Below are 22,565 nucleotides of genomic sequence, written 5' to 3' on the forward strand. Positions count from 1 at the left end.
CCTGAAAACTTATTCTAATTCTTCTTTATAAATATCAGACCATTTAACTGTTGCATATTCTTTTTTGGTTTCTTGCTTTTGACTTCTATCTTCACCGTCATAATAACTTGCAAATAGGTCTATTTCTTCAAAAACTTTCTTTTGTGCCTTTTCAGGTTTACTACAGTTAAGAATTGATTCAAATGTATATTCTAACCGCTTTACTTTTCTGGGTCTTCCTTTAATAATCTTCCATTCTGAGAAAATAATCGGTTTTCCATCAGCTGTGATACCTTTTAAAGTATCACCCTGGGCTATGTTAGCTTTGATAATAGTTTGTGCACTTTTTAAAATATTTTTTTTCGGTTTCGAATTGGAAAAGTCTGCAAATAATATTTGATTGTACATTTCTTCGAAAGTCAGGATCATGTTCATAACTAACATTTCTACGTTGTCTTCCATAATCTCAATACCATACAAGGTAGACAAAGCTATTAAACAATTTTCACCAAATTCATTTGCATTTTTACTTTCTTTTTTTGCTACCTTAATTTTTCTCTTCAAAAGTTCAACTAAAAATGCACCTTCGCCAGCAGCTGGTTCTAAAAAAGTCGCAGTTAGATCTTGAATTTTTTCTTGAGTTTCTGGTTGATCCAACATTAGATTGACTGTTTTTTTCGGCGTAAAAACTTCACCCAAGTCTTTAACACGAACAGTTGACTTTATTATCTTTTCATTCATTATTCCATGTCCTGCACTTTCGCTTCAATGAAATCAGTCTCATCTTTAGATAAATTGTATTTTTTGTATAACTGCTTATCTATATCAGAAACAGACTTTGTCCAATCAATATCTGAATTGTGAGTAAAGTCTTGCAGTGGAACTAAGCGCCAAGTTTCCCTATTATTATCTTGTGTTACTTTAAGTATTCCTAACATTGTTCTACAAAATTTACTTTTAATATATTTTAAAGCTGATTTTGCTTCAAAAGAGGTGGAAAATGCACCAATACCTATAAAAGTTTGAGTATAACCAATCAACGGTTTACCAATCAACGGCGTGCTTAAAACTTCTCCCAAAGCACCAGATCCGTTAGACCTTGGAACTAAAACTTTATACTTACCTATATTTTCATGTTTCATATCTAAATATTTTACTGGAATATATCTCCAAACTCTTTTATTATTAATCAATCCAAGTACTTTAATATCATTTTTATTTGCTGGATTTTTTTTAAAAACAGGTATTTTTGAAAATATATTATTCCTCAATCTTTTATCCTTACCATTACTTCCTATATATTTTCTATACTCAGGATGATATTTATATAAATTATCTAAATTAAATTTATTTTGTGTATAAATTATATTGGACAGGCTTGTACTTTCATTTTTTGGTGCTGCTTTAGATAAAATAGAGGTTAGCTCAGGGAATGGTGTAAATATTTTAATAGGTGTAAAGATATCGTTCTTATCTCTGAGAGTAACTACGACTCCACCTTTAATATCCGTATTTGGAAAAACCTTAGAGCTATTTTGCTCATAGAAAATAATTTTCAAATGTTTGTCATTTAGCATTTTTTTATTCCAAGCTTTTGGAGTGCTTCCCGCATTAAATAAAAACCTAGCAGGGGTTATCAAAATTACTAAATCAGATATTTTATAAGAAAGATCCATAAAATCATTATAAATTGGTGCCGCAAAATTATCGTTATCACCTTTTTTAGAATCTTGATATGGTGGATTTCCTATTACTACATCGAATTTCATATTATTAAATAGCCCTTCAATCTTTTTCGCTTCTTTTTCAACATCTTTTTTTGAGTCCTCAACGATGTTATCGACAAACTCAATGTTAACCTTCATATCATGATAACCAACCAGTGTCCTTTGTGCAATTGCTGCTGCCATTGGTGTTTTAGCAATAACAAATATGTTCTCTCGTAAAACCCGTTGCCAAATCATTAATTCATCTTCAAGACTAAATTTTCCAGCAGTATCATTATTTAATTTTTGGTATTCACGCCAGTAAATCGACATTGCAGCATATAGTGGATAAAGCCCTGTCTTAGCATTAATTTCCAGAATATGGCTATCTTTAGAAAAAATCTTATTTGTATATTTTGTACTAATCCAATGATTAGCTCTTTTGCCTTCAAATGTTGTGTATTTATATTGATCATCATAAAAACAATACCCGCCTAAAGTCATTCCTAATTGCATATTTACAACTCTCCAAGGAGTCAATACTGTTTCTTTGTCTGGATTATGGAAAGTTCCAAAAATCTCAGCTAAGTGGTCAACACGATCGATAGGATCTTCTTTATCTAACTTCTTCACTCTTTGACGAATAATTTTGCCTGCTTCAATAAAAACATCTTGGTCATAATACTTGCTAAATTTTCGAAACAACTCTTTCGTTACGCCTATAGGCATAAATTCTTTCCATGACTTGTCATCCACTTGATTAATAAATTTATTAATATTTACGTCTTCATCAAGTTTGACATCCATGCCATAAATCATCATTGGAATCCGAATAGAAATAGAGCGCAATATCGATATCATTGTTTTACGTTGCTTTTTAAGTTCTTTAACCTTATCAAGTACAGCTTGTTCTTCCGCTGTTCTTTGACGCTTAGGCTTTTTTTCACCTTGAATAGCTTTATCGTATTCTTCCTGATCAAGACCTTGATTATTAACATCAACTTTAAAAGGTTTTTTCTCAGCTTTAGTAGTTCCCACAATTGCTTTCAGACCATTAAAATCATCTAGGTCCTTTTCCCCTAACATTAGCAAAGCATCACTGTATAATGAATCATCATCAAAACCTGTACGAACAGCTTTTTCAGCATAAACTCGCTTAATTTTTGCTAGCAATGAATCTACTTTATAAGGCTTCATTCCCTGACCAGATTCGCCTATAATTGGTAGAAAGTTCAGTAATTCACCCATTTTTCTTTTTTGAACACTCGAAGTTAATTTGCCTACTCCAGTATTTAGCCTTGTAGAAGCTGCCATTATTTTTAGTGCACGGTCAGGTGCAAAGTCAAAAATATAGCAATTCGTTTTTTTACCAAATGTAGGTGACGAATAGGGTGTTTGAGCTCTAAAAGCAGCCTGAAGATACTGCATTGCACTATTAGTGTTGGATAAAAATAAAACTCCTGTCCAAGGTTTAATTGTGACACCAGTGGTTAACTTTCTTACAGTTAAAGTAATTGTTTTCGTTTCTGCTGGATCAGGACCCATAGCATCATTAACTTGTTTAATATCACTCTCGTATGTGATACCATTATCGTCTCCATTACGAACAACGTTAACCACCTTGTAATCCATACCAAAGACAGGATGATCTTTTAGCAATATTTCAAGCGCATTGGCTTCTTTAACTCCTGGTAAGATCCATAGGGTATGACGTAGCCGTTCACGAAATTCCTTGGTTGAAAATGGATAGTTCGTATTTTTATCAGGTTGAGTGATATTATCCAAAAAATGGCGAACTTTATCTTCATAAATAAACTTCCCATTCTGATTAACTCTAAAAAATTCCTTAAAATTAAATGAATTGTTTTCATCTAAAAAGATTTCATCTTTAAGCTTTCTATTCATTTCAAACGTGAACATGGAAACTTTAGGTAGTCCATCATAAGGATTTGGCTCATTGGGATGAAGTTCATTCCAGGTGTACTTTGCTTGTTGCTCCATAACATAGTCCCATGTATAAGTAGTATCTTCGTTATACTGATCAAGAATATTGAATGGAGTACCTGACAATTCCAACAATTTTGTATAACCTTTTTTTACAACTAAACTAGTAACTTTTTGGGCTAGCTCCGTCTGGGTACCTTCATGTGCCTCATCAATTATTACTAAATCCCAGTTAGTACTAAATAATTTACGGTTTTTATCTCCTGCAGTACCACCGACTATCTCAGACCCACGCAAATCCTGTAAACTTGCAAAATATATGAATGGCTTATCACTATTCGATAGATAATCAAAATCCTCTCCTTCTTTTTTAGAGCCATAAAGATACCCTGCTTCAGCCATATTTAACTTTTTGAAATCATTGAACCAACCATCATCAACAACTGGCCGATGTGTCATAATCAAGACATGTTTGTATTGCTCATCTTTTACTAGCTGCAAAGCAGAAATTGTTTTACCAAAACGCATTTTTGCATTCCATAGCATTTCATCATGTTTCTTAAAAGCCCTTTCGGTTTTCTTAACAGCATCTTTTTGCTCGGGGCGTAAAACAATATTAACTTTAAGACTATTACTGCTTGGCGCATCAATAGATTTTTTCCCTTCTTTAACAGCTTTGATAGCCTGTTTTGCAGTCTCAAGATCAGTTTCAAACCATTCTTGCCCTGTTCCCATTTCTTTTTTCTTAATGCCAGAGCGTAGCAAAACTTCATGTACATCGTAATCACGAAACCAACTGTTATCAAACTTTCGATAAGCTAATTCAGCCCATCCTAATTTATAGGGCACGCCAGCCGTTCCCATATATTGTTTAATCCTATTATTTGCTACTTTTCTTAAATCAGGACTATTGGGCTTATTATCCATTTCGTAATCGTCTATGGTGGCATCACCAACTTTTTCTAGCCCATTATAAGCAGGCCATTTACCATCTGTATTATCACCCGTTTCTACATAGATTAATTTTCGTTCAGCTGTTTGATATAGATTGGAATGCTGTGGCTCAACAAAGTTGGTGACCTTTTCATGTCCATCAAAATAGGAATTGGTAAACCATATTAAAATACTGTAAAGTTTCTTTAAACCCCCTAAAGCGTCAGACTTACTATATTTTTTTAGAGTATGGGCAGCACTATTACCTAATGATTTTAATTGGTAAAACAAATTTAATATTTCTTCACTAACCAAATTTTTTTGTTTTAATATTCTCAAGTTATCATTTAAAGAATTAAATTCATCAACAGCTATGTAATTTAAATCTAAAATCATTAAAACTACTTTTTCAATGATCTTGCGAATAGATTCAAACTCATTGCTAAACTTTCCAAGAACGTAAAGTTCTTCAGCATCCTTAGCTGCATCATACAATAAATGAGTATCGATATTATTATTTAAAAATTCAAAATTACTTTCCATACTTTTTACCTAACCTAATGCTTAATTATCCTAAATTCCGCCTGTAAATTTTTTTAAAAACCTGTATACCAAATCTAAAAAATAAGTATATTTAAAGAATGCCATTCATTTTGTTAACAGATTAATCGCTTTATCATATATATTTTTGGGCATTAGATAAATATCAGATGACGAACGTGTTAAAGCAACATAAAGTTTATGCAAAGTTTCCTTTGTTATTTTGTTCTTTCCTCTGTTTGACAATAAATTATAAGCATTCTCAGTCAAAATTACACATGTTTTTTCAAAAGTACTCCCTTTAGAATAGCCCCATTTATTTTTGTTCTTTAACTTATTGTATCCTTTTGAACTCGCATCATATAATAACTTTACAATACTATGATCGACCAAAATATTTAAAGCTGTACCTATATTTAAAACAAAATTTACCTCGCCTTTTTTGTTATCTAATTTAGGGAAAATATTGATCCCTAAATTGGCTCTTATAAAGCTACAAATTTTTGGCGCACAGCGCCAGCTTTTCACTAAAGTAACTGTATCAACTTTGATTTTTTTATTTTCAAGATATTTTATAAATTGATCGTAATCATATTTTAAATAAATATTTTGGCTTTTCTTAACTTTTCCAGCAAAGGTTACCAAACTTTGATAGTAATCTCCTACCATAGTTACATTATAGTTTTTACCTTTGCTTATATCTAATATAAGTTTATGATCAAAATTTATAAAATCCTGAAATTCATCAATATAAATTTCATCAACAAACTTACCAATATACTCTCTTACTGCCTTTTTAACTGTAGCTTTTTGTTTAACAAATAGCTCCGAAAGTCTTCTGACATAATAACGGCTATTTTCATCAAGAAAGTGTCTAGGAAATTCATCTTTTACGTATCCATTTCCCGGATTATTTCTATCAAATTCAATAGGTTCAACAATAGTCATGCCCTTACCTTTTAGCCTTTTCCCTGATTTACAGAGGTACAATTTTTCATTAGGTTTAATAATCCAATAATATACAAATTTTGTATAAGTCATTATTTCTGTGTTGGCTGGTATAATTCCATTATGGCTTTCCTTTACACTTTTTATTAGGTTTTCAACGTTTAGGTTAGTGAAAGTTATCAATAAATTTTTCTTATTTGGATCAATCATCTTTCCCAACCAAGTAGTTTTACCTGCTCCGGCAACTGCTAATTTTACTTCAGCAGCCATGTTATACCTTCTTCTATATATTCTGGGGTTCTAAACTCAACCTTACCCTTAATCTTTTCGGCTAATTTTAGTGCAAACTCTGTCTTTCTTGTTAGCATTGCAGCCAATGTATTTGGCAAATCTTCATGTTGTTTATATCTTGTATTTCGAAGTTTGCCTTTTGTGATTTCTTTGATGATTTGCTCACATAACTCTTTGTTATTATTATAAAGGGTAACTTCAAATGTAAATTCGTCAATATCTTTCGGCATATTTACTTTGAAAACTTCATTATTTATATTATTTATATTTTGGACTCTTGTCACATCACCGTCATTGTCAGTTAACACAAGAGTTTTCTTATTTACTATTTTCGATAAACTTTTAAAATGATTATAGTGAATTCCTCTCATCGATATAATACTAATTTTATTTTCATCCAAGTCCTTATTTAAAGCATATTTAACTATTGCAGGTAGTAAAATATACTCACTTGCCCCCTCAACAAGTATAATTCTATTTCCTAAAACATATCTCAAAATATCAAAATTATCAGCTTTTTCGAAGTATAGCGCATCATCTTTTGGCAAGTCTTTGAGACTTTGTCCCTTATTCTCTTTAATCCAAATAGCTTTCATTAAATTTAATTTATTTATAATCATAGATTCATGAGTTGTTGCTATTATTTGACTAACATTTTTTTCTTTTTCTTGAATTCTATCAATTTGCTTCCTTGTATTCGAATAACTTAAATGATTTTCAGGTTCCTCCAACATTACTAGATCTAAATTTACTTTTTTTTGTAGAGAAAGTGAAGTTTTTAAAATATTTTCTTCACCTTTACCCATATTTCGTAAAGAAATATTATCCTCTTGAATTTCTATTAAATTATTTAATTTACTTTTTTGTTCGTCTAACGCAAAAGTTCTTTTCTCACCTATATCTAAGATATCTTTCTTATCAGATAAAAAATTTTTCAAAGAATTTGAGAAAACATATGATAACTTTCTTTGATCTCCCTCACTTAGGCTAGCTCTATACAAATTACGAGCATAATTTCCATAGATATCCTTCTTACTTTCGGAACTATCAATTAAAATTGATTTTAAAGGATTCATATTTCTTTTATATGCTTGACCACTAAAAGTAGTCCAAACTGCGTGATAATATTCTATAGGTATGACTTTGTTTGCATCATTTGAAAAATCTATATTATTAAATTCTGAATCATAAGCTTCATCAAATGAAAACTTAAAATTAATTCCGTATCTGCAATTTTCATCTGAATCTTTGGATAATAAATTATAATTTTGTCCATAAAATCTTTGATTTTTCAACTCATTATCTAAAGCTAATTCAATTTCAATTTCAATTACAGGCAAATCTTTTGGCTGCGGTGATTTCTTCTTTAGAAAATGATCTATATTTTTCATATTTAGCTCTTGCTGATCTTCATTGCTGAAGCCATTAAAATAGTATTGATTTAAGACAATATTTATTGCTTCAAGTATTGTTGACTTACCTACAGAATTCTCACCAATTAAAATATTTAGTCCTTCTTGAAATTCAATATGAAAATTTTCAAACCTTTTATAGCCTTTGATATGAAGCGATTTTATATAATTTGCCATAGAAAAATCCTTTTTTAAAATTACTTATTTAATGTTTTAAAAAATAATACTTATACAAAGTATACCATTTGAATATATATTTGCTTATCTTTACTATAGTTTACAACAACTTTCAGGTGGAAAGTTCAGAATTTTATTAAAGCTAATTCTAACTTCTTAACCAAAATAGCTAGCCAAATAAAAATAGAAGCCAATATGATATGACCACCAAATTTAGGACAAATTTGGGGGTTATTTTTATGTCTAAATTATCCAAACAAGATAAAATTGAAATCTATCATCTTTGGCATGATTATCAAATCGGCCCTGCTGAGCTAAGTCAGCGTTATCAGGTTGGCAAATCTAATATTGGTTACTTGTTGGCTTTAATTGACCGTCACGGTCTAGCCATTTTAGATCAGCCTTTCACAGCTTATACAAGTAATTTTAAGGAGCAGGCTCTTAGGCGAATCATAGTTGACCATGAGCCCCTTTATCACGTAGCGCTAGATTTAGGTTTAAAAAGTCATGGCATGTTGTCCAATTGGCTGCGCGAATACCGTAAAAATGGGTATAATATCGTTAACAAGCAGAGAGGACGACCGCCCCATGACCAAAAGAGAGCAGCTGATCAAACAGGAAAACCATCGACTCAAGCAAGAAAACGAACGCTTACGCCAGCAGAACTTGAAGCTGAAAATCGAGAACGAATTCGTAAAAAAATTGAGCGCCTTAGTCGACCAGCGGACCAAGAACCGCAAGCCGCGGAAATAGCCCAGGCAGTTACCCAACTAAGGCGCGAGCTTAAAGTCAGCGTAACTTTTATTCTTGATGCCATTAATGCCAATCCTGATCTGCCCCATCTATCCCGCAGCAATTACTACTACACTTTAAAGAAGAAGGACAAAGAGCGGAATAATCGAGAAATAATGGCTGAAATCAAAGCTGTTTATGAGGAACACAAGCACCGCTATGGCTATCGCCGCATTACTGCAGAACTAAGACGTCGCGGTTTATTAGTCAACCATAAAAAGGTGCAGCGCTTAATGAACAAGCTGAAATTGTTTGGCATAGTCAGTAAACGCTGGCACAATTACAGCAGCTATCGCGGCACTCAGGGTCCGATTAAGCCTGACTTGATTAAACGCAGCTTCAGTGCGGTTTATCCCAATCACAAATGGTATTCAGATGTGACGGAGTTTAAGCTCAAGGGGCAAAAGACCTATTTATCACCGATCATTGACGGCTGCACCCAAGAGATTGTTTCCTATACTATTTCCCGCAGCCCTAATCTTAAGCAGACCATGGATATGTTAAAAAAGGCCTGGCACAAATATCCGGCCTTGAATGGCTTGATCTTCCATACTGATCAAGGCTGGCAATACCAAAACGGCCAGTTTCAAGCGTGGCTGAAAAATCACGGCATTAGCCAGTCAATGTCACGCAAGGGCAATTCGCTTGATGATGGGTTAATGGAAGGCTTCTTCGGGATACTCAAGCGAGAAATGTTTTATGGTTTTGAAAAGCACTTTAAGAATCTCACTGAACTGGAAGAGGCGATTAGAGACTACATTGAATATTACAATCAGAAAAGAATCAAGATCAAACTAAAAGGACTAACTCCGCTTGAATATCGGAAGTTAGTCCTCAGTTAGCTAATATAAAGTGTCCTAATTTTAGGGTTCACATCAATATTTTGGAAAAACTCTTTTTCTTTTAAATTATACTTTAGTATATTCATGCACTCAAACTCTCTTTTTATTATAAAAGCTAAATTTTAGCCAGAAAGACAGATTTTGTAACCATTAATGACGTTTATTCCACCATTTGCAGTAATCTAGGATAAAAGTTGAATTCATCTACTATACTTATTAACAGAAAGGAGCGCCAGGAATGAAAATTAATTGTCACATCGATCCTAATATTAGTGAAGAACACGGTGAATTATGGATCAAAAAAATGACACCAGCAATTAATGAACTTTTGCAAAAATTAACAAAGTCCGAAAATTCTTTATGGTGCCATTATCAATCTCAAATTTATCCTATTAATTTTGAAGATATTTATTCACTTGAAGTTGCTAATAGAGATATTAATGTTTATACAGAAAAGCAGCAACTTACATATAATGATCGTTTATCTAATTTGAAAGCAGATCTACCGAACTATTTTATTGAAGCTTCACGCAGCGCTATATTTAATTATCAGCATATCGACCACCTTGAATTACTTAATAATGGGTTAATCGATGTTGTTCTGACTAATAAGCATCGCGTACAAATATCAAGAAGAAATATTAAGAACCTGAAAGAGAGGCTAGGAATATGAAAAACATTAAAAAATTCATCAACTATATATTTAGGTTTTCAGCTGAAGGAACCCTATATGGACTGATCGTTTCTCTTTTTTACAATTTTTCCAATAAAAATTCAGTATATTATCCCTCAGATCCCAGTTTTACCACAAAATTTGCTACCCCTTTAAACGCTATGACCGTCTCAGTAATTTTATGGGCATTAATGGGATTAGTATTCGGTTTTGGCAGTTTTGTCTTTGCTATTAGACAATGGTCCATATTAAAGAAGACAATCGTTAGTTTTATCATTTACTACATCGGGTTTACTCCGCTTGCTTTTTTAGCAGGTTGGTTTCCAGCAAATATCGTTAACTTTATGATTTTTACAGGAATCTTCATCTTAATTTACGTCATAGTATGGTTTATAAGATCTTACCAAGTTATAAGAGAAATTAGAGAGATCAACAATAAAATAAAAAAGAAATAGTTTATTTGTTTCTACAAATTAAAAAGGTGAACATTTTGAAGTGCTCACCTTTTTATTCAATCAAATTATTTTCTACTGACTAACCGTGATCTAAAATAGATCAATTCCTTTTTGATGCAAATTATCTAAGCAACTTTGCAAATATTCATCGTCGTGCTCTGGGTAAATTGGATCAGTCCACGGAATAGCCGGTAAACTTGCGTACTCAGGACAATATTGTCCTCTATAATAAGGATCAAACCATTTAATATCTGGATGATAATGGCGTCGTTGCATTTCAGCTAATACTAACAAATGAAATTGATACAATTTATACGGTGAATACTGAAAAACATAGTTAACAGTGGCATGTGATTTGCCCCAGCCACGTCCGCGCAAAGCTGCAATTTCTCGATGTTGCCCTAATAACTGTTGCCTTGGTAATCGCCAAATTAAGTCTTGATGCCATAATCTCATAATTTTTCTTTATTCTCCTGAATTAAACGTGAATTTAATAAATAAGAAACTTGATACTTTTCAGCTAAACGACTTAAAAATGGACCCAATTCATCTTCTGTTGGTGATAATTCTTGCAATAAATGTAAGTAAGTTTGCTTTTCCTCTGACGTACAAGTTTTCTTAAAGTAGCCCCAGATATGTTGATAGGCGTTGGTTAAGGTTTTAACTGTTGGAATTTGACTGGCTGCTTTTTCTAATAAGTTCTTGAATTCGATATTCTTTTGCTCTGACCATTCGTTGTCTTTAGCCAGCAGCCTAATCTGCTCATAGCACTGTTGCGAATGAGCCATTACCCAATATTTATTATAGGCCCACTCTTCTTGCCATTTTTCCATTTTCATTTGTCCTATTTTTTCGTGCATTTACATGTATAGTTTTATTTTACAATAATTTTTTTCTGTATTTCGTTAACAATTTGAAAGACACAATAGTCTACATCCTTTAAAACTTCATGCTTTTCCCAAAACCTTAAAACTATCCAACCCATGTTTGCTAATTTTAAATTGACTTCTCTGTCACGTTTCATGTTGTTACTTATCTTTTTTATCCAAAATTCTCTATTTTTATGAACTCTTTTTCCTGAAGCAATTTCATCAAAATTATAGCCATGCCAAAATTCCCCATCAACAAAAATAGCAATTTTATATTTGGTAATTGCTATGTCAGGTTTACCTAGAAGTTTTTTGTAATTTCTAAAATATCTAATTCCTTTATGCCACAGTTCTTTTCCTAATAAAGTTTCTGCTTTACCTCCTGTAGATTTTATCTTCGACATCATTTTAGATCTGTATTCATTCGTTTCCATTATTTGCATCTTTACCGTTGATAAGTACTGTTAATACATTATTTTATATAAATTAAGTTTATTTACGCAATTATAAAATGCGCTTATTTGAAAGTAATTAAACGTTTTACGTCAAAAATAAATTTTATTTTAAAATTAAAAAATTTGGCTTTCATAGCGAAAATTGTTTAAGAGATATAAATACAGCTTTAGCTATTTTTTTTGATAGCATAGGGGGGACAGCATTACCAATTTGTTCATAAGCAGCAGTTCTTGAGTTTTCAAAATAGTAATCATCAGGAAATCCTTGAATTCTTGCTGCCTCGCGAACAGTTATTGATCGATTTTGAGTTACATCTGGATGAATATAGTGATTACCATCTTTAGCAATATGCGCAACAATTGTATGAGAGGGCCCATCCCAAGGCAAGGCCTTATATCTATCTAAAAATTCTTTTGTATTTTTATGTGTGATTAATTCTTTATCTAATTCATCATACCTTAGATTTATTCCCTTTTGCTTAGCTTCAGCAACAATTTTATATATTTTTAGATCATTTGCATTATTGGGTCTAGATATATTCTGAGTAAGCTGAATTTTATTATTCTTTCGATAATATTTTTTTTCAATATAACTAACTTTATCAGTATACATATTATTAGTCTGTCCAGCTTTTAGCTTTGGCAATCCTGTAAAAGCTTCCTTAACTGTTAATGGGTTTTCTTTCATAGCTTCAAAATTTTTAAAAAAGATTTGTGGAAGTCTTGGATAAACTTTTTGAGCTCCAAAAATAATTATTCTCTCACGTATCTGTGGGACGCCGAAATCCGCTGCATTAATGACTTGAAATTCTAAATTATAGCCAGCTTTTTCAAATTCTTTTTGCATTTTAGGAAACAATAATTCATTACTTGTATCTCTAAAACTTAGTAACCCTTTAACATTTTCAAAAACAAAAAAAGTTGGTTTATATTTTTTTAAAAAACGGATGTAATACTTATACAAATATATTCTTTTATCTTTTGATTTTTTTGAAGCGTTCCTTGAACGTCCTATTGTAGAATAAGCCTGACAAGGAGGACCGCCAATAATACCTGTTATATTTTCTTTTCTATTTAATTCCTGATCTATTTCATGAAAAATACTCTGGATATTCTTATTATTTATTTCGATATTAAGAGTTTTTCTTAATACCTTTTTGGGAACAACAGAATATATTTTTTTTTCACTAATTTTGCCTTTTAAAAAATCATAATACTTATCTATCATATTATGATTTGAGAAATAATAAAAAGAATCTCTCAGCCTTAAAGTTTCACAAGCTGCATTCTCCTTCTCCACATGTTTAACAATTCTAAATTCTTTTCTAAATCCTTCAGTGAGTCCACCTGCACCAGAGAATAAATCAATTATTTGCAACTAATTACCCTTTCATTTAAAACATATGTTTAATAAATTAAAGCTTTTTTAAATATAATTAAAAGCTTCTAAAAAAACTGGGCATAATTCTTCCCAGTATGATTTTAATATTTTGAATTTTGGAAAATCATTTGGATCATGCATTAACTCATCTAGTCCATTAATTATATCTAAACTTTGAAAATCATGTTTATAATATCCTAAGTTTTTTCTTGAAGAAAAAGCTTTTTTCAAATCTAAAAATTCTATCATTGCGTTTAACCTTGTACTCAGAGATAAATTACAAATCCATCTATTGCTGACAACAGTATTTTTCTTCATTTTAGTTGAAATACTATTTAAATCAGTAATATTATTCTTATTTTTTATAAGAATTTCACAAGTTGTGGCCTCAAGAATTGCTCGTAAAAGCAAGCCTTCTGATATTATATAATTATCTTCATCTTTCATTCTACTTGCTAAACTAACGGCTTCTTCACGAATTCTTCTTATTTTGTCGTTTATTTCTTTAGGAACAGTAAAATTATGTGGGATCAAATCGCTATATACACTATTATCCATTACATATGCATCACTATTCTTTAATATTTTTTCAAAATATACTTTTTTGTCTTCTTTTTTTACTTTTTCTTCTCCCTTTCCAAAAACTTCTCGAAATGCATCGATGTTGCTTTTATCCTTTTCTGAAAAGTTAATAGAACTATTTACTTTTTTATATAATTCGCTCTGACTAAAAATATCATCCAATTCTTTTTTATTTTTTTCTTTAGCTTCGTTATGTCTTTCTTTTCTCCATTTTCCACCTATAATATTAATAAGTTTTTGCATCGCTTCTTTAATATTTAACAGTTTCCTATCATTTTCCCACATTACAGATTGCCTATCTGTAGATATATTATCCGTACGGTTATCTTTATCTATAAAGTCCATATTAAAATATCCTGCTGCATAACTATAGAATAAATCATTGGCTCTATTTGAAAATTGGTAAGTAAGCGTATCGCCTACTAATTTACCACGGACTAATATACCAAAACCTTGATCACGTGCATTTAAGGGTTTCACAGAAGTATATACTACTCCAGTTACTTTTTTTCTTTTCAATTCCTCTAGTGCTTTGTTTTTTTTGATTTCTTTCTTAAAATCCTCTGGAAATTTGTAGGTTGCCTGGATATCTTTAGGTTTAATGCTTTCTAAATGTGTATTTTCATCTATTTCTTTCTTATTCCCCTTTTCATCACATAAAACTACTAAAAATTCTTTTCTTGAATATTTGGAGAATCTTCTTGCCAATGAATGAGACAGTTGATTTATATTCATTATATTAACAATTGAAAGATCCTTCATCACGAATGTAGTTCCATCACGTTCATTATTACCAGCTTTTTGGTTATATAATATAGTTTTCGGATGATATTGCTTGTTACTGTTTGTTTTTTTAATTTTTCTGTGATCCATTAAAAATGAGTTTACTAAACCATTTTTTATACTAGTAACCTCTATCACATTAGCTATGCCAAAAAGTGCTAGTTTTCCAAGTCCTTTTTTCCCAGTAACCGCTCTCCTTTTATTAGCAGAATACGCTCTTCCATTTATTCTTCTATTTTTATAAACAGTCAAGAAATCTTGATTTAACTCTTGATAGGTCATTCCATCGCCATTATCAGAGACAGTTATTTCTTTTTCTTTATAATTAATAGAAATTTTTACTTTAGTAGCATCAGCATCCCAAGAATTAGAAATTAGCTCTTCTAGTGCTTCTGGTAGTTGTTTATATAAACTAATTCCTAAACTATCAATTATATTTGCAGAAATAGATAACGTAAAATCGTCTTTCATTATGATAACCCACCTATATTTATATAATCTATAAATTTAATATACATCAAAGTAATGTTCAAAGTAAAATAAAACTTTATTTATGATATTAAAAAAATTTACAAACATTAAAAAATATTTCAAAAATGTATAATAATAAATAGACGGTTTATTTGACCTCGGATAATGATTTTTTAGATATAATTTTTAATTTAAATCATCACTATATTATAGCAATAAATAAATGCAGTACTATAATATAAAGAAATATAGATGAACTTTTTAGTGTGAATTAGATTTACAATAATATTCTGTATTACAGTTTTTATAAGGTACCTTTGTTTTTTTATAATAAAGAAATGATTTTATTGTCAGATAAATAAAATGTTAATATTCGTATTTCTATTAACTTATCAACAAAACGTGATACTAGCATTTTTCAAAATAGAAATAGATACACTCTTCTACAGAAGAAACTTATTATTTTGATTTCAGTTTTTTATCTGCCAAATTAAATCATCATGATGGCTTTTATATTATTCTCTGTTTTAGATTTTTGCTTGATAAAGCCATTTCCTTACTAAAAGAATAATTTTCAACACAAAAAGTCCGCAAACTATTTACGGACTTTTTTATTAAACCTAAATTCATAATTAAATAATCTGGTATCTAAATGAATTTAAAATAATAACTTATATTACCCTGAAAAGACCTAATTTGGGAAACAGAATATCTCAAAATTTTTTGATGTATGGACTCAGCCTATTTTTGTCCCAAATGTAGGAAACTTTAATTAGCAACAGAGCTTAATCAATTTTTTTATAATAGTAGTTAATAACAGTTTTTACAATTCAGAAAATGAATGAGAGACTTTCATGACTATTTTTTATTTTTAATAATTTCAAAAGTTATTACTTCATCCGTTCCAGCACCGTCACCGCCTCTACATGCGGTGTTTGTGGAAACATGTCAACAGGATCAATTTGACTAAAGGTGTATCCTTCATTCATAAATTCCTGCAAATCACGAATCATGGTTGCGGGATTGCATGAGATATAAACAATTTTCTTTGGACTAGTTTTTACTGCTGCCTCAATAAATTCTGACGTTAATCCTTTTCGTGGTGGGTCGACAAAGATAATATCAGCTTTCATCCCCTTAGCAGCCCATCTTGGCATCACTTCTTCAGCTTTACCAGTAACGTATTTCGCATTATTGATACCATTCAACTTAGCATTATTATTGGCATCTTTCACCGCGTCAGACACACTTTCAATTCCACGGACCGATTTAACGTGTTTAGCAACACTTAAACCAATAGTTCCAATACCAGAATAAGCATCAATCACGATATCATCAGGCTTTAAATCAGCTTTTTTGATAGCTAAATCATATAGGCGGGGAGTTTGCAGTGAATTAATTTGAAAGAAACTCTCAGGGGAAATCTTAAACTTAACATCACCTATTTGATCCGTAATTTGTGGTTTACCAAAGATCAAATAATCAACTTTGCCCAAGATAACGTTGGTCTTCTTCGGGTTATAGTTCAAGACTAAGCTAGTAACACCGTCAATTTGCTTAATTGCATCAGCCACTTTAGGTAGTTGCGGAAAATCCTTGTGCAGACAAACCAAGATGACCATAATTTCACCAGTCGCTTTACTGCGGCGAATGTCCAAGTATCTGACTTCACCCTGATTACGAATTTCATCGTAAGCTGGAACACGATATTGTCTTAAAATGTCACGCACAGCAACTAAAACGCGGTCAATTTCAGGATCAGTAGTAAAGAAATTAGTCAGTGGCACTAAATCATGTGAGTGCTTTCTGAAAAAGCCAATTTCAAGCTGGCCCTTAACTTCACGAACAGGCACTTGTGCCTTGTTACGATAGCCAGTTTGTTCTGGACTAGGCAAGGTCTCTCCCACTTTTACATCATCTAAATGTGCTTTTTGCAGTAAATTTACTACTTGATTACGTTTAAATTCCAGTTGTTTATCGTATTTAACGTGTGCTAAAGATGCCAAGCCGGTTTGCACCCACTGGTTGAGCTTAATATCAACCCGGTCAGAACTTTCCTTAATGATTTGCTCGATTTTAGCAAAAGCAAAACTCTTTTTGACTTTTAAGATCTTGGCTTCTACCGTTTCTCCCGGTAAAGCATTGTTAACGAATACCGTCATCCCTTCATAATGGGCTACTCCCATAGCTTCATATGATAAGTCGGTAATTTCAAGTTTAATTATTTGATTTTTTTCCATATTTTGTCCTTTTTTACAAACACTAATTAATATATCTATTTTACTAAAAATCCCAACAAAAGTAATGTACATGCCGTATTCTTAATATTGAATTAATTTCAGTTTTTTCCCTTCACACTTACTTTACTCTGTGTTACTTTTAATACTAATCAATTAAAGAAAGGACGTTTTTCATGAATAATTATGATACCAATTCAGATAGGCGCCAAATCCACACCATCTCCGAAACTAATACTTTTTTAACTAAAATGTATGCTCTCATGGGTGGTGCCGTGCTGATTTCTGCATTAGCTGCTTACTTAACAATGACCGTATTCAGAAGCGCTGTGATGAATATGCCAGTGGCCATGATGTGGCTCATTTTATTTGTACCTTTTGGCTTATCAATGGGAATTAGCTTTAAGGCAGATCGTAGTCCAGTTGCCAGTTTAGTAATGTTAACAATATTATCAGCAATTTACGGCTTTGAGTTTGCTTTAATTGCCGGCTTTTATACCGGCACCCAAATCACCACTGCTTTTGTTTCAGCAGCTGCCGTGTTTATTGCCATGGCCTTGTTTGGTACTTTTACTAAAAGAGATCTTAGCAACTGGAATTCATACTTGAGTGCTGCTTTACTTGGTTTCGTTGTTGCCTGGGCAGTTAATATGTTTTTACGTAGCCCTGCCGTTACCTATGTCTTCTCATTTATCGGTGTCATTCTTTTCACGGGCTTAGTTGCCAGTGATGCTAACAGAATGAAAGCAATTTACAGTAATTACGGTGATCAAGTTTCAACTAATGGCTTAGCAGTTCTCGGTGCATTGCAACTTTACCTTGATTTCATTAATATTTTTATGTTCTTGCTAGAAATCTTTGGTGGCAGTGGCAATAGCCGCAACTAATAGATTTTATTAACAAGCAAAAAGAGCAGCTGCTATTAATGGCAGTTGCTCTTTCTTTGTGTTTTAATTATTCACCAACAAAAAATTCAATTCGTTGTTGTAAATTTTTAAAGGTAACAGGACAATAATCACCAATTTCACCATCAAGGTTAACTGGCAACTTCTCTCCCTTGCTTTTACCCATTAATTCAATCTTTAAGCTACGTGTCTTGGTATAAATAATGTTTGGGTCATCAACATGCTTGCCGTTTAATGCCAAAGCCATCAATTTCAGTAATTTTACTGGATCAGACGGCTTAACAATTATTAGTTGGAATAAACCATCACTTAGTTCAGCATCAGGCATTATTTGTTCAAAACCACCAATAGAATTGGTCATTCCGAGCAATAGCATTGAAAGCTTGCCCTCATATACGCCCTCATCATATGTTAGACGCAGTTCATTTTCAGTTAAATGAGGCAACATTTCAGCACCTTTAATTAAATAGGCGGTATAACCCAGAGCAGATTTTACTTCTGAAGGAACTCCATAGGTTAATTCAGTTAGTGAACCACAAGCTGCAATATTGACGAAATACTGAATATCTTTGGCAAAAGTTGCTTGACCAATGTCCATTTTACGAGTTTTATTTTTGAGAATAACTTTTGTCGCTTCGGCAATATCATTTCGTGGAATATGTAGAGCACGAGCATAATCATTAGTTGTACCGGCAGGAATAATTGCCATCTTAGGTCTTTTCTCTAAATAAGCAATGCCGTTTACTACTTCATTGATAGTGCCATCACCACCAGCGGCAACAATCAATTCAAAACCTTCATTAGCTACTCGAGTTGCTTCTTTTTGCGCACTCTGCTTTTCCGGCTTAGTTCTAAATGCACTTGCCTCATATCCAGCTTGTTCCAAAACGTCCAATATATCCGCGACATTTTTAGGCATCTGTTCGTGACCAGATACAGGATTATAGATCAATCTTGCTTTTTCAGTCATAATTTCTACCCTTATTATTTCAAAACTTACTTAACGCTTCTGCAATTCTTCATTCAGCAACTTATTAATTACCTTTGGATTTGCCTTGCCCCTGGTCTGTTTCATCAACTGGCCGACAAGATAGCCAATTGCACGGTCTTTACCGTTCTTAAAGTCTTCTACTGATTGTGGGTTGTTATCAACAACTTCTTTAACCATAGGTGCCAAGACGCTGGTATCAGATAACTGCACCATACCTTTGTCTTCAACATATTTCTTAGGATCGGTACCATTAGCAATTGTCTCTGCAAAAACCTTTTTAGCAATTTTAGAAGAAATTGTGCCATCTTTAATCAACTTAATCATGGCAGCCAAATGCTCTGGTGTCAACTTAATATCAGCAAGTTCAACGCGATTATCATTCAAATAACCATTAACTTGGGTATTCATCCAGTTGGCAGCAAGTTGCGGATCAGCTCCAGCAGCAACAGTCTGATCAAAGAAGTCTGAACTTTCTTTAGTTTGCAGAAGAACATTAGCATCGTATTCTTTTAAACCAAATTCATTCACGTATTGGTTGTATCGTTCTTCAGCTGAGCGTGGCAAAGTTGATTTGATTTCATCAATCCACTCTTTGCTGATATGATCAGGAGCAATATCAGGTTCAGGGAAGTAACGGTAATCTGCATCGCCTTCTTTGACACGTTCCAAAACAGTTTTACCAGTTGCTTCATCAAAACGCCGAGTTGAAAGTTGCACGCGACCACCAGAAAGGAGAACTTGTGCTTGCCGCTTTTCTTCATATGCCAAAGATTTACGCACATGTTCAAATGAGTTCAGGTTTTTCATTTCAACTTTAGTACCCAGCTCTTTTTGGCCAGCGGGTCTAATGGAAATATTGGTATCAACACGCATTGATCCCTCTTCCATCTTAACATCGGAAGCTCCTGTAAACTGAACAATTTTACGTAATTTTTCAAGATAGGCATAGCCTTCATCAGGATCAGCAATTTCTGGTTCAGAAACAACTTCAAGTAAAGGAACACCCTGACGGTTTAAGTCAACGTATGAATACCCGTTTGTACCATGAGTATTTTTGCCGGCATCTTCCTCGATGTGCATTTCATGAATGCCGATACGCTTTTTCTTACCGTGAGATTCAATTTCAACATAGCCATCACGAGCTAGTGGTTGGAAAAATTGGGTGATTTGGTAAGCCTTAGGGCTATCTGGGTAATAATAATTTTTCCGATCAAAATGAGTAGTTGGCAAAATATGAGCATGTGTTGCCAATGCAACCATAATTCCTAAGCGATAAACGTCTTTGTTAACGTAAGGTAAAACACCCGGCATTGCCCAATCAATTACATTTGTTTCCGTGTTGGGCTTTGCACCATAACTTACTGGTGAAGGTGAAAAAATCTTACTTTTAGTTTTTAATTCAAAGTGAACTTCGAACCCAATCGTTGATTTAAAATTCATCAGTTAATCCTCCATTCCAGTTGGTGTTTTTTCATAAAATTTATTAGTTCTTTCAATAAAGTCAGCCACTTGGAAAATGCTGCCTTCATCGAATCTTTTGGCCATAATCTGCAGACCTACAGGCATTCCGTCAACTAAACCAGCTGGAACACTGGCAGCAGGAATTCCAGCTAAATTTGCTGAAATTGTCAAAATATCATTGTTGTACATTTTGATTGGATCAGAAATTTCACTGCCGATGCCAAAAGCAGGAGTTGTCGTCGTTGGTCCCACAATAACATCATTTTCAGCGAAAATCTGATCGAATTCATCACAAATTAACGTTCTCACTTTAGATGCTTGTCTAAAGAAACGATCATACGATCCAGCTGAAAGAGCAAAAGAACCCAGCATAATCCGCCGCTTAACTTCTTCGCCAAAACCTTCTGAACGAGATTTAACGTAAACATCTAGTAAGTTCATAGTATTTTGAGCACGGTAGCCGTAACGAATACCATCAAATCTTTGCAAGTTTGACGAAGCTTCACTTGAAGCAATGATGTAGTAGTCGGGAACTGCATATTTTGTTAAAGGTAAAGATACCTCGGTGATAATAGCACCTGCTTTTTCCAGAGCATCAATTTGTTCTTGCAGAACAGAACGCATATCGCCATCAACTGCAGCCATATATTCTTTAACAACTGCTACATGCATCCCCTTAACATCTTGACCAATATATTTGGTAAAATCGGGAACTGCCCTAGTTGAAAGAGTAGAGTCATGATCGTCACTACCTGCAATAACATTTAAAACTTGAGCCGAAGTTTTTGCTCGCTTACTCATCACACCGATTTCATCTAATGAAGAAGCAAATGCAATTAAACCCCAACGTGAAACTCGACCATATGTCGGCTTAATACCAAAAATACCGTTAAATGCAGAAGGCTGTCTGATTGAACCACCAGTATCAGATCCTAACGCTGCTACAACTTGCCCAGAAGCAACAGCAACTGCTGAACCGCCCGATGAACCGCCCGGTACCTTATCCAGATTCCACGGATTATGGGTGATGCCAAAGTATGAGTGCTCCGTAGAAGAACCCATCGCAAATTCATCCATATTGGTTTTGCCCACGAAAGTCACTTGTGCTTTTTTCAGCCTTTCGATAACCGTTGCATCATATACTGGAATATAATTGTCCAAAATATGACTGGCAGCTGTTGTCTTAACACCATCAGTTATAATGTTATCTTTAATAGCAATCGGAATACCAGCAAGTTTATTTTGATCAAAATCAAGATTACTTGCAGGTTTAGCATCTTCTTGAACAGTAATCCAGGCATTCAACTTATCATCTGTTTTTTTAATATTATCGATTGTATCTTGCGCTAATTTGTCAGCAGACAAAGTTCCTTGGGCAAGCTTTTCATTTAAAGAGTCAATATCTTCATTTAAATAATTCATTACTCGTCCTCATCCTTATTAATAATTACTGGAACCTTAATGAAGCCATTAGCTTGGTCAGGAACATTTTTCATTAATTCATCTCTGTCTTGCCAGTGTTCAGGCTTATCTTCTCTAAAAACAGTATCACGATCAACAACCTGAACTGTCTCTTTAACGCCATCGGTATTAACTTCTGACAATTGATCTGCCATATTAATAATTGAACTCATTTGTTCAGTTACTTTGCTGATATCTTTTTCATCAATTTCAAGTCGCGACAAAGTCGCAACGTGTTTAATTGTATCTTCTGTAATTTCCACGCAAATATACCTCC

18 protein-coding genes are annotated in these 22,565 nt (G+C 32.9%); 4 read left to right on the forward strand and 14 right to left on the reverse strand.

Features of this window, described 5'->3' with window-relative positions:
- Positions 1-9 precede the first annotated feature (9 nt).
- The 4 genes from H3U49_RS07865 to H3U49_RS07880 form a co-directional block, all read right to left on the reverse strand.
- The gene (locus tag H3U49_RS07865) at positions 10-720 is read right to left on the reverse strand and encodes an N-6 DNA methylase (protein WP_198180895.1); all 711 of its coding nucleotides are present in this window, start codon (positions 718-720) and stop codon (positions 10-12) included.
- Complete coding sequence (locus H3U49_RS07870) at positions 720-5,105, reverse strand: Eco57I restriction-modification methylase domain-containing protein (RefSeq protein ID WP_198180896.1); 4,386 nt, start codon at positions 5,103-5,105, stop codon at positions 720-722. Before H3U49_RS07870 ends, H3U49_RS07865 begins: the two co-directional genes overlap by 1 nt.
- Before the next feature lie 105 nt (positions 5,106-5,210).
- Positions 5,211-6,320 (reverse strand): UvrD-helicase domain-containing protein, encoded by a 1,110-nt coding sequence (locus tag H3U49_RS07875; RefSeq protein ID WP_198180897.1) that lies wholly within the window; start codon positions 6,318-6,320, stop codon positions 5,211-5,213.
- Positions 6,305-7,930: an ATP-dependent endonuclease gene (locus tag H3U49_RS07880; RefSeq protein WP_198180898.1), complete on the reverse strand. Its 1,626-nt coding sequence runs from the start codon at positions 7,928-7,930 to the stop codon at positions 6,305-6,307. Before H3U49_RS07880 ends, H3U49_RS07875 begins: the two co-directional genes overlap by 16 nt.
- Positions 7,931-8,169: 239 nt before the next feature.
- Here H3U49_RS07880 and H3U49_RS07885 point away from each other — a divergent pair, with 239 nt between their 5' ends.
- The 3 genes from H3U49_RS07885 to H3U49_RS07895 all read left to right on the forward strand — a co-directional run bounded on the left by H3U49_RS07885 (position 8,170) and on the right by H3U49_RS07895 (position 10,692).
- A complete protein-coding gene (locus H3U49_RS07885; RefSeq protein WP_305067091.1) occupies positions 8,170-9,564 on the forward strand; it encodes an IS3 family transposase in 1,395 nt (464 codons plus the stop codon).
- Between the two features lie 238 nt (positions 9,565-9,802).
- Positions 9,803-10,237 carry a LytTR family DNA-binding domain-containing protein gene (locus H3U49_RS07890; RefSeq protein WP_187154505.1) on the forward strand — a complete coding sequence of 145 codons (435 nt, stop codon included), beginning with the start codon at positions 9,803-9,805 and terminating at the stop codon, positions 10,235-10,237.
- Complete coding sequence (locus tag H3U49_RS07895) at positions 10,234-10,692, forward strand: DUF3021 domain-containing protein (RefSeq protein ID WP_232347658.1); 459 nt, start codon at positions 10,234-10,236, stop codon at positions 10,690-10,692. The genes H3U49_RS07890 and H3U49_RS07895 overlap by 4 nt, the downstream gene beginning before the upstream one ends.
- Before the next feature lie 90 nt (positions 10,693-10,782).
- On the opposite strand, the gene H3U49_RS07900 is transcribed toward H3U49_RS07895, so the two are convergent.
- The 6 genes from H3U49_RS07900 to rlmD all read right to left on the reverse strand — a co-directional run bounded on the left by H3U49_RS07900 (position 10,783) and on the right by rlmD (position 17,473).
- Entirely contained in the window at positions 10,783-11,148 is a 366-nt protein-coding gene (locus tag H3U49_RS07900; protein WP_198180899.1) for a TIGR02328 family protein, read from the reverse strand.
- Positions 11,145-11,525, reverse strand: a complete 381-nt coding sequence (locus tag H3U49_RS07905; RefSeq protein ID WP_198180900.1) for a YbgA family protein — start codon at positions 11,523-11,525, stop codon at positions 11,145-11,147. The genes H3U49_RS07900 and H3U49_RS07905 overlap by 4 nt, the downstream gene beginning before the upstream one ends.
- Before the next feature lie 41 nt (positions 11,526-11,566).
- A complete protein-coding gene (locus H3U49_RS07910; protein ID WP_198180901.1) occupies positions 11,567-11,995 on the reverse strand; it encodes a very short patch repair endonuclease in 429 nt (142 codons plus the stop codon).
- A 151-nt stretch (positions 11,996-12,146) separates the two neighbouring features.
- A complete protein-coding gene (locus H3U49_RS07915) occupies positions 12,147-13,394 on the reverse strand; it encodes a DNA cytosine methyltransferase (protein WP_198180902.1) in 1,248 nt (415 codons plus the stop codon).
- A gap of 48 nt (positions 13,395-13,442) precedes the next feature.
- On the reverse strand, positions 13,443-15,233 hold the full coding sequence (locus H3U49_RS07920) for an ATP-binding protein (RefSeq protein ID WP_198180903.1): 1,791 nt from the start codon (positions 15,231-15,233) through the stop codon (positions 13,443-13,445).
- Between the two features lie 890 nt (positions 15,234-16,123).
- Positions 16,124-17,473: a 23S rRNA (uracil(1939)-C(5))-methyltransferase RlmD gene (rlmD, locus tag H3U49_RS07925; RefSeq protein WP_198180904.1), complete on the reverse strand. Its 1,350-nt coding sequence runs from the start codon at positions 17,471-17,473 to the stop codon at positions 16,124-16,126.
- Between the two features lie 173 nt (positions 17,474-17,646).
- Here rlmD and H3U49_RS07930 point away from each other — a divergent pair, with 173 nt between their 5' ends.
- Entirely contained in the window at positions 17,647-18,357 is a 711-nt protein-coding gene (locus H3U49_RS07930; protein WP_198180905.1) for a Bax inhibitor-1/YccA family protein, read from the forward strand.
- A gap of 67 nt (positions 18,358-18,424) precedes the next feature.
- Here the strand turns inward: H3U49_RS07930 and H3U49_RS07935 are convergent, their stop codons facing one another.
- From H3U49_RS07935 to gatC, 4 genes are read right to left on the reverse strand one after another with little or no spacing between them, the layout of a single operon-like run.
- A complete protein-coding gene (locus H3U49_RS07935; RefSeq protein WP_198180906.1) occupies positions 18,425-19,345 on the reverse strand; it encodes a diacylglycerol kinase family lipid kinase in 921 nt (306 codons plus the stop codon).
- 30 nt (positions 19,346-19,375) lie between these two features.
- A complete protein-coding gene (gatB, locus tag H3U49_RS07940; RefSeq protein WP_198180907.1) occupies positions 19,376-20,806 on the reverse strand; it encodes an Asp-tRNA(Asn)/Glu-tRNA(Gln) amidotransferase subunit GatB in 1,431 nt (476 codons plus the stop codon).
- Positions 20,807-20,809: 3 nt separating this feature from the next.
- Positions 20,810-22,249 (reverse strand): Asp-tRNA(Asn)/Glu-tRNA(Gln) amidotransferase subunit GatA, encoded by a 1,440-nt coding sequence (gene gatA, locus H3U49_RS07945; RefSeq protein ID WP_198180908.1) that lies wholly within the window; start codon positions 22,247-22,249, stop codon positions 20,810-20,812.
- The gene (gatC, locus tag H3U49_RS07950; RefSeq protein WP_198180909.1) at positions 22,249-22,551 is read right to left on the reverse strand and encodes an Asp-tRNA(Asn)/Glu-tRNA(Gln) amidotransferase subunit GatC; all 303 of its coding nucleotides are present in this window, start codon (positions 22,549-22,551) and stop codon (positions 22,249-22,251) included. Before gatC ends, gatA begins: the two co-directional genes overlap by 1 nt.
- Positions 22,552-22,565: the final 14 nt, after the last annotated feature.

The organism is Lactobacillus sp. W8174 (assembly GCF_016100975.1).
GTDB classification, from domain to species: Bacteria; Bacillota; Bacilli; order Lactobacillales; family Lactobacillaceae; genus Lactobacillus; species Lactobacillus juensis.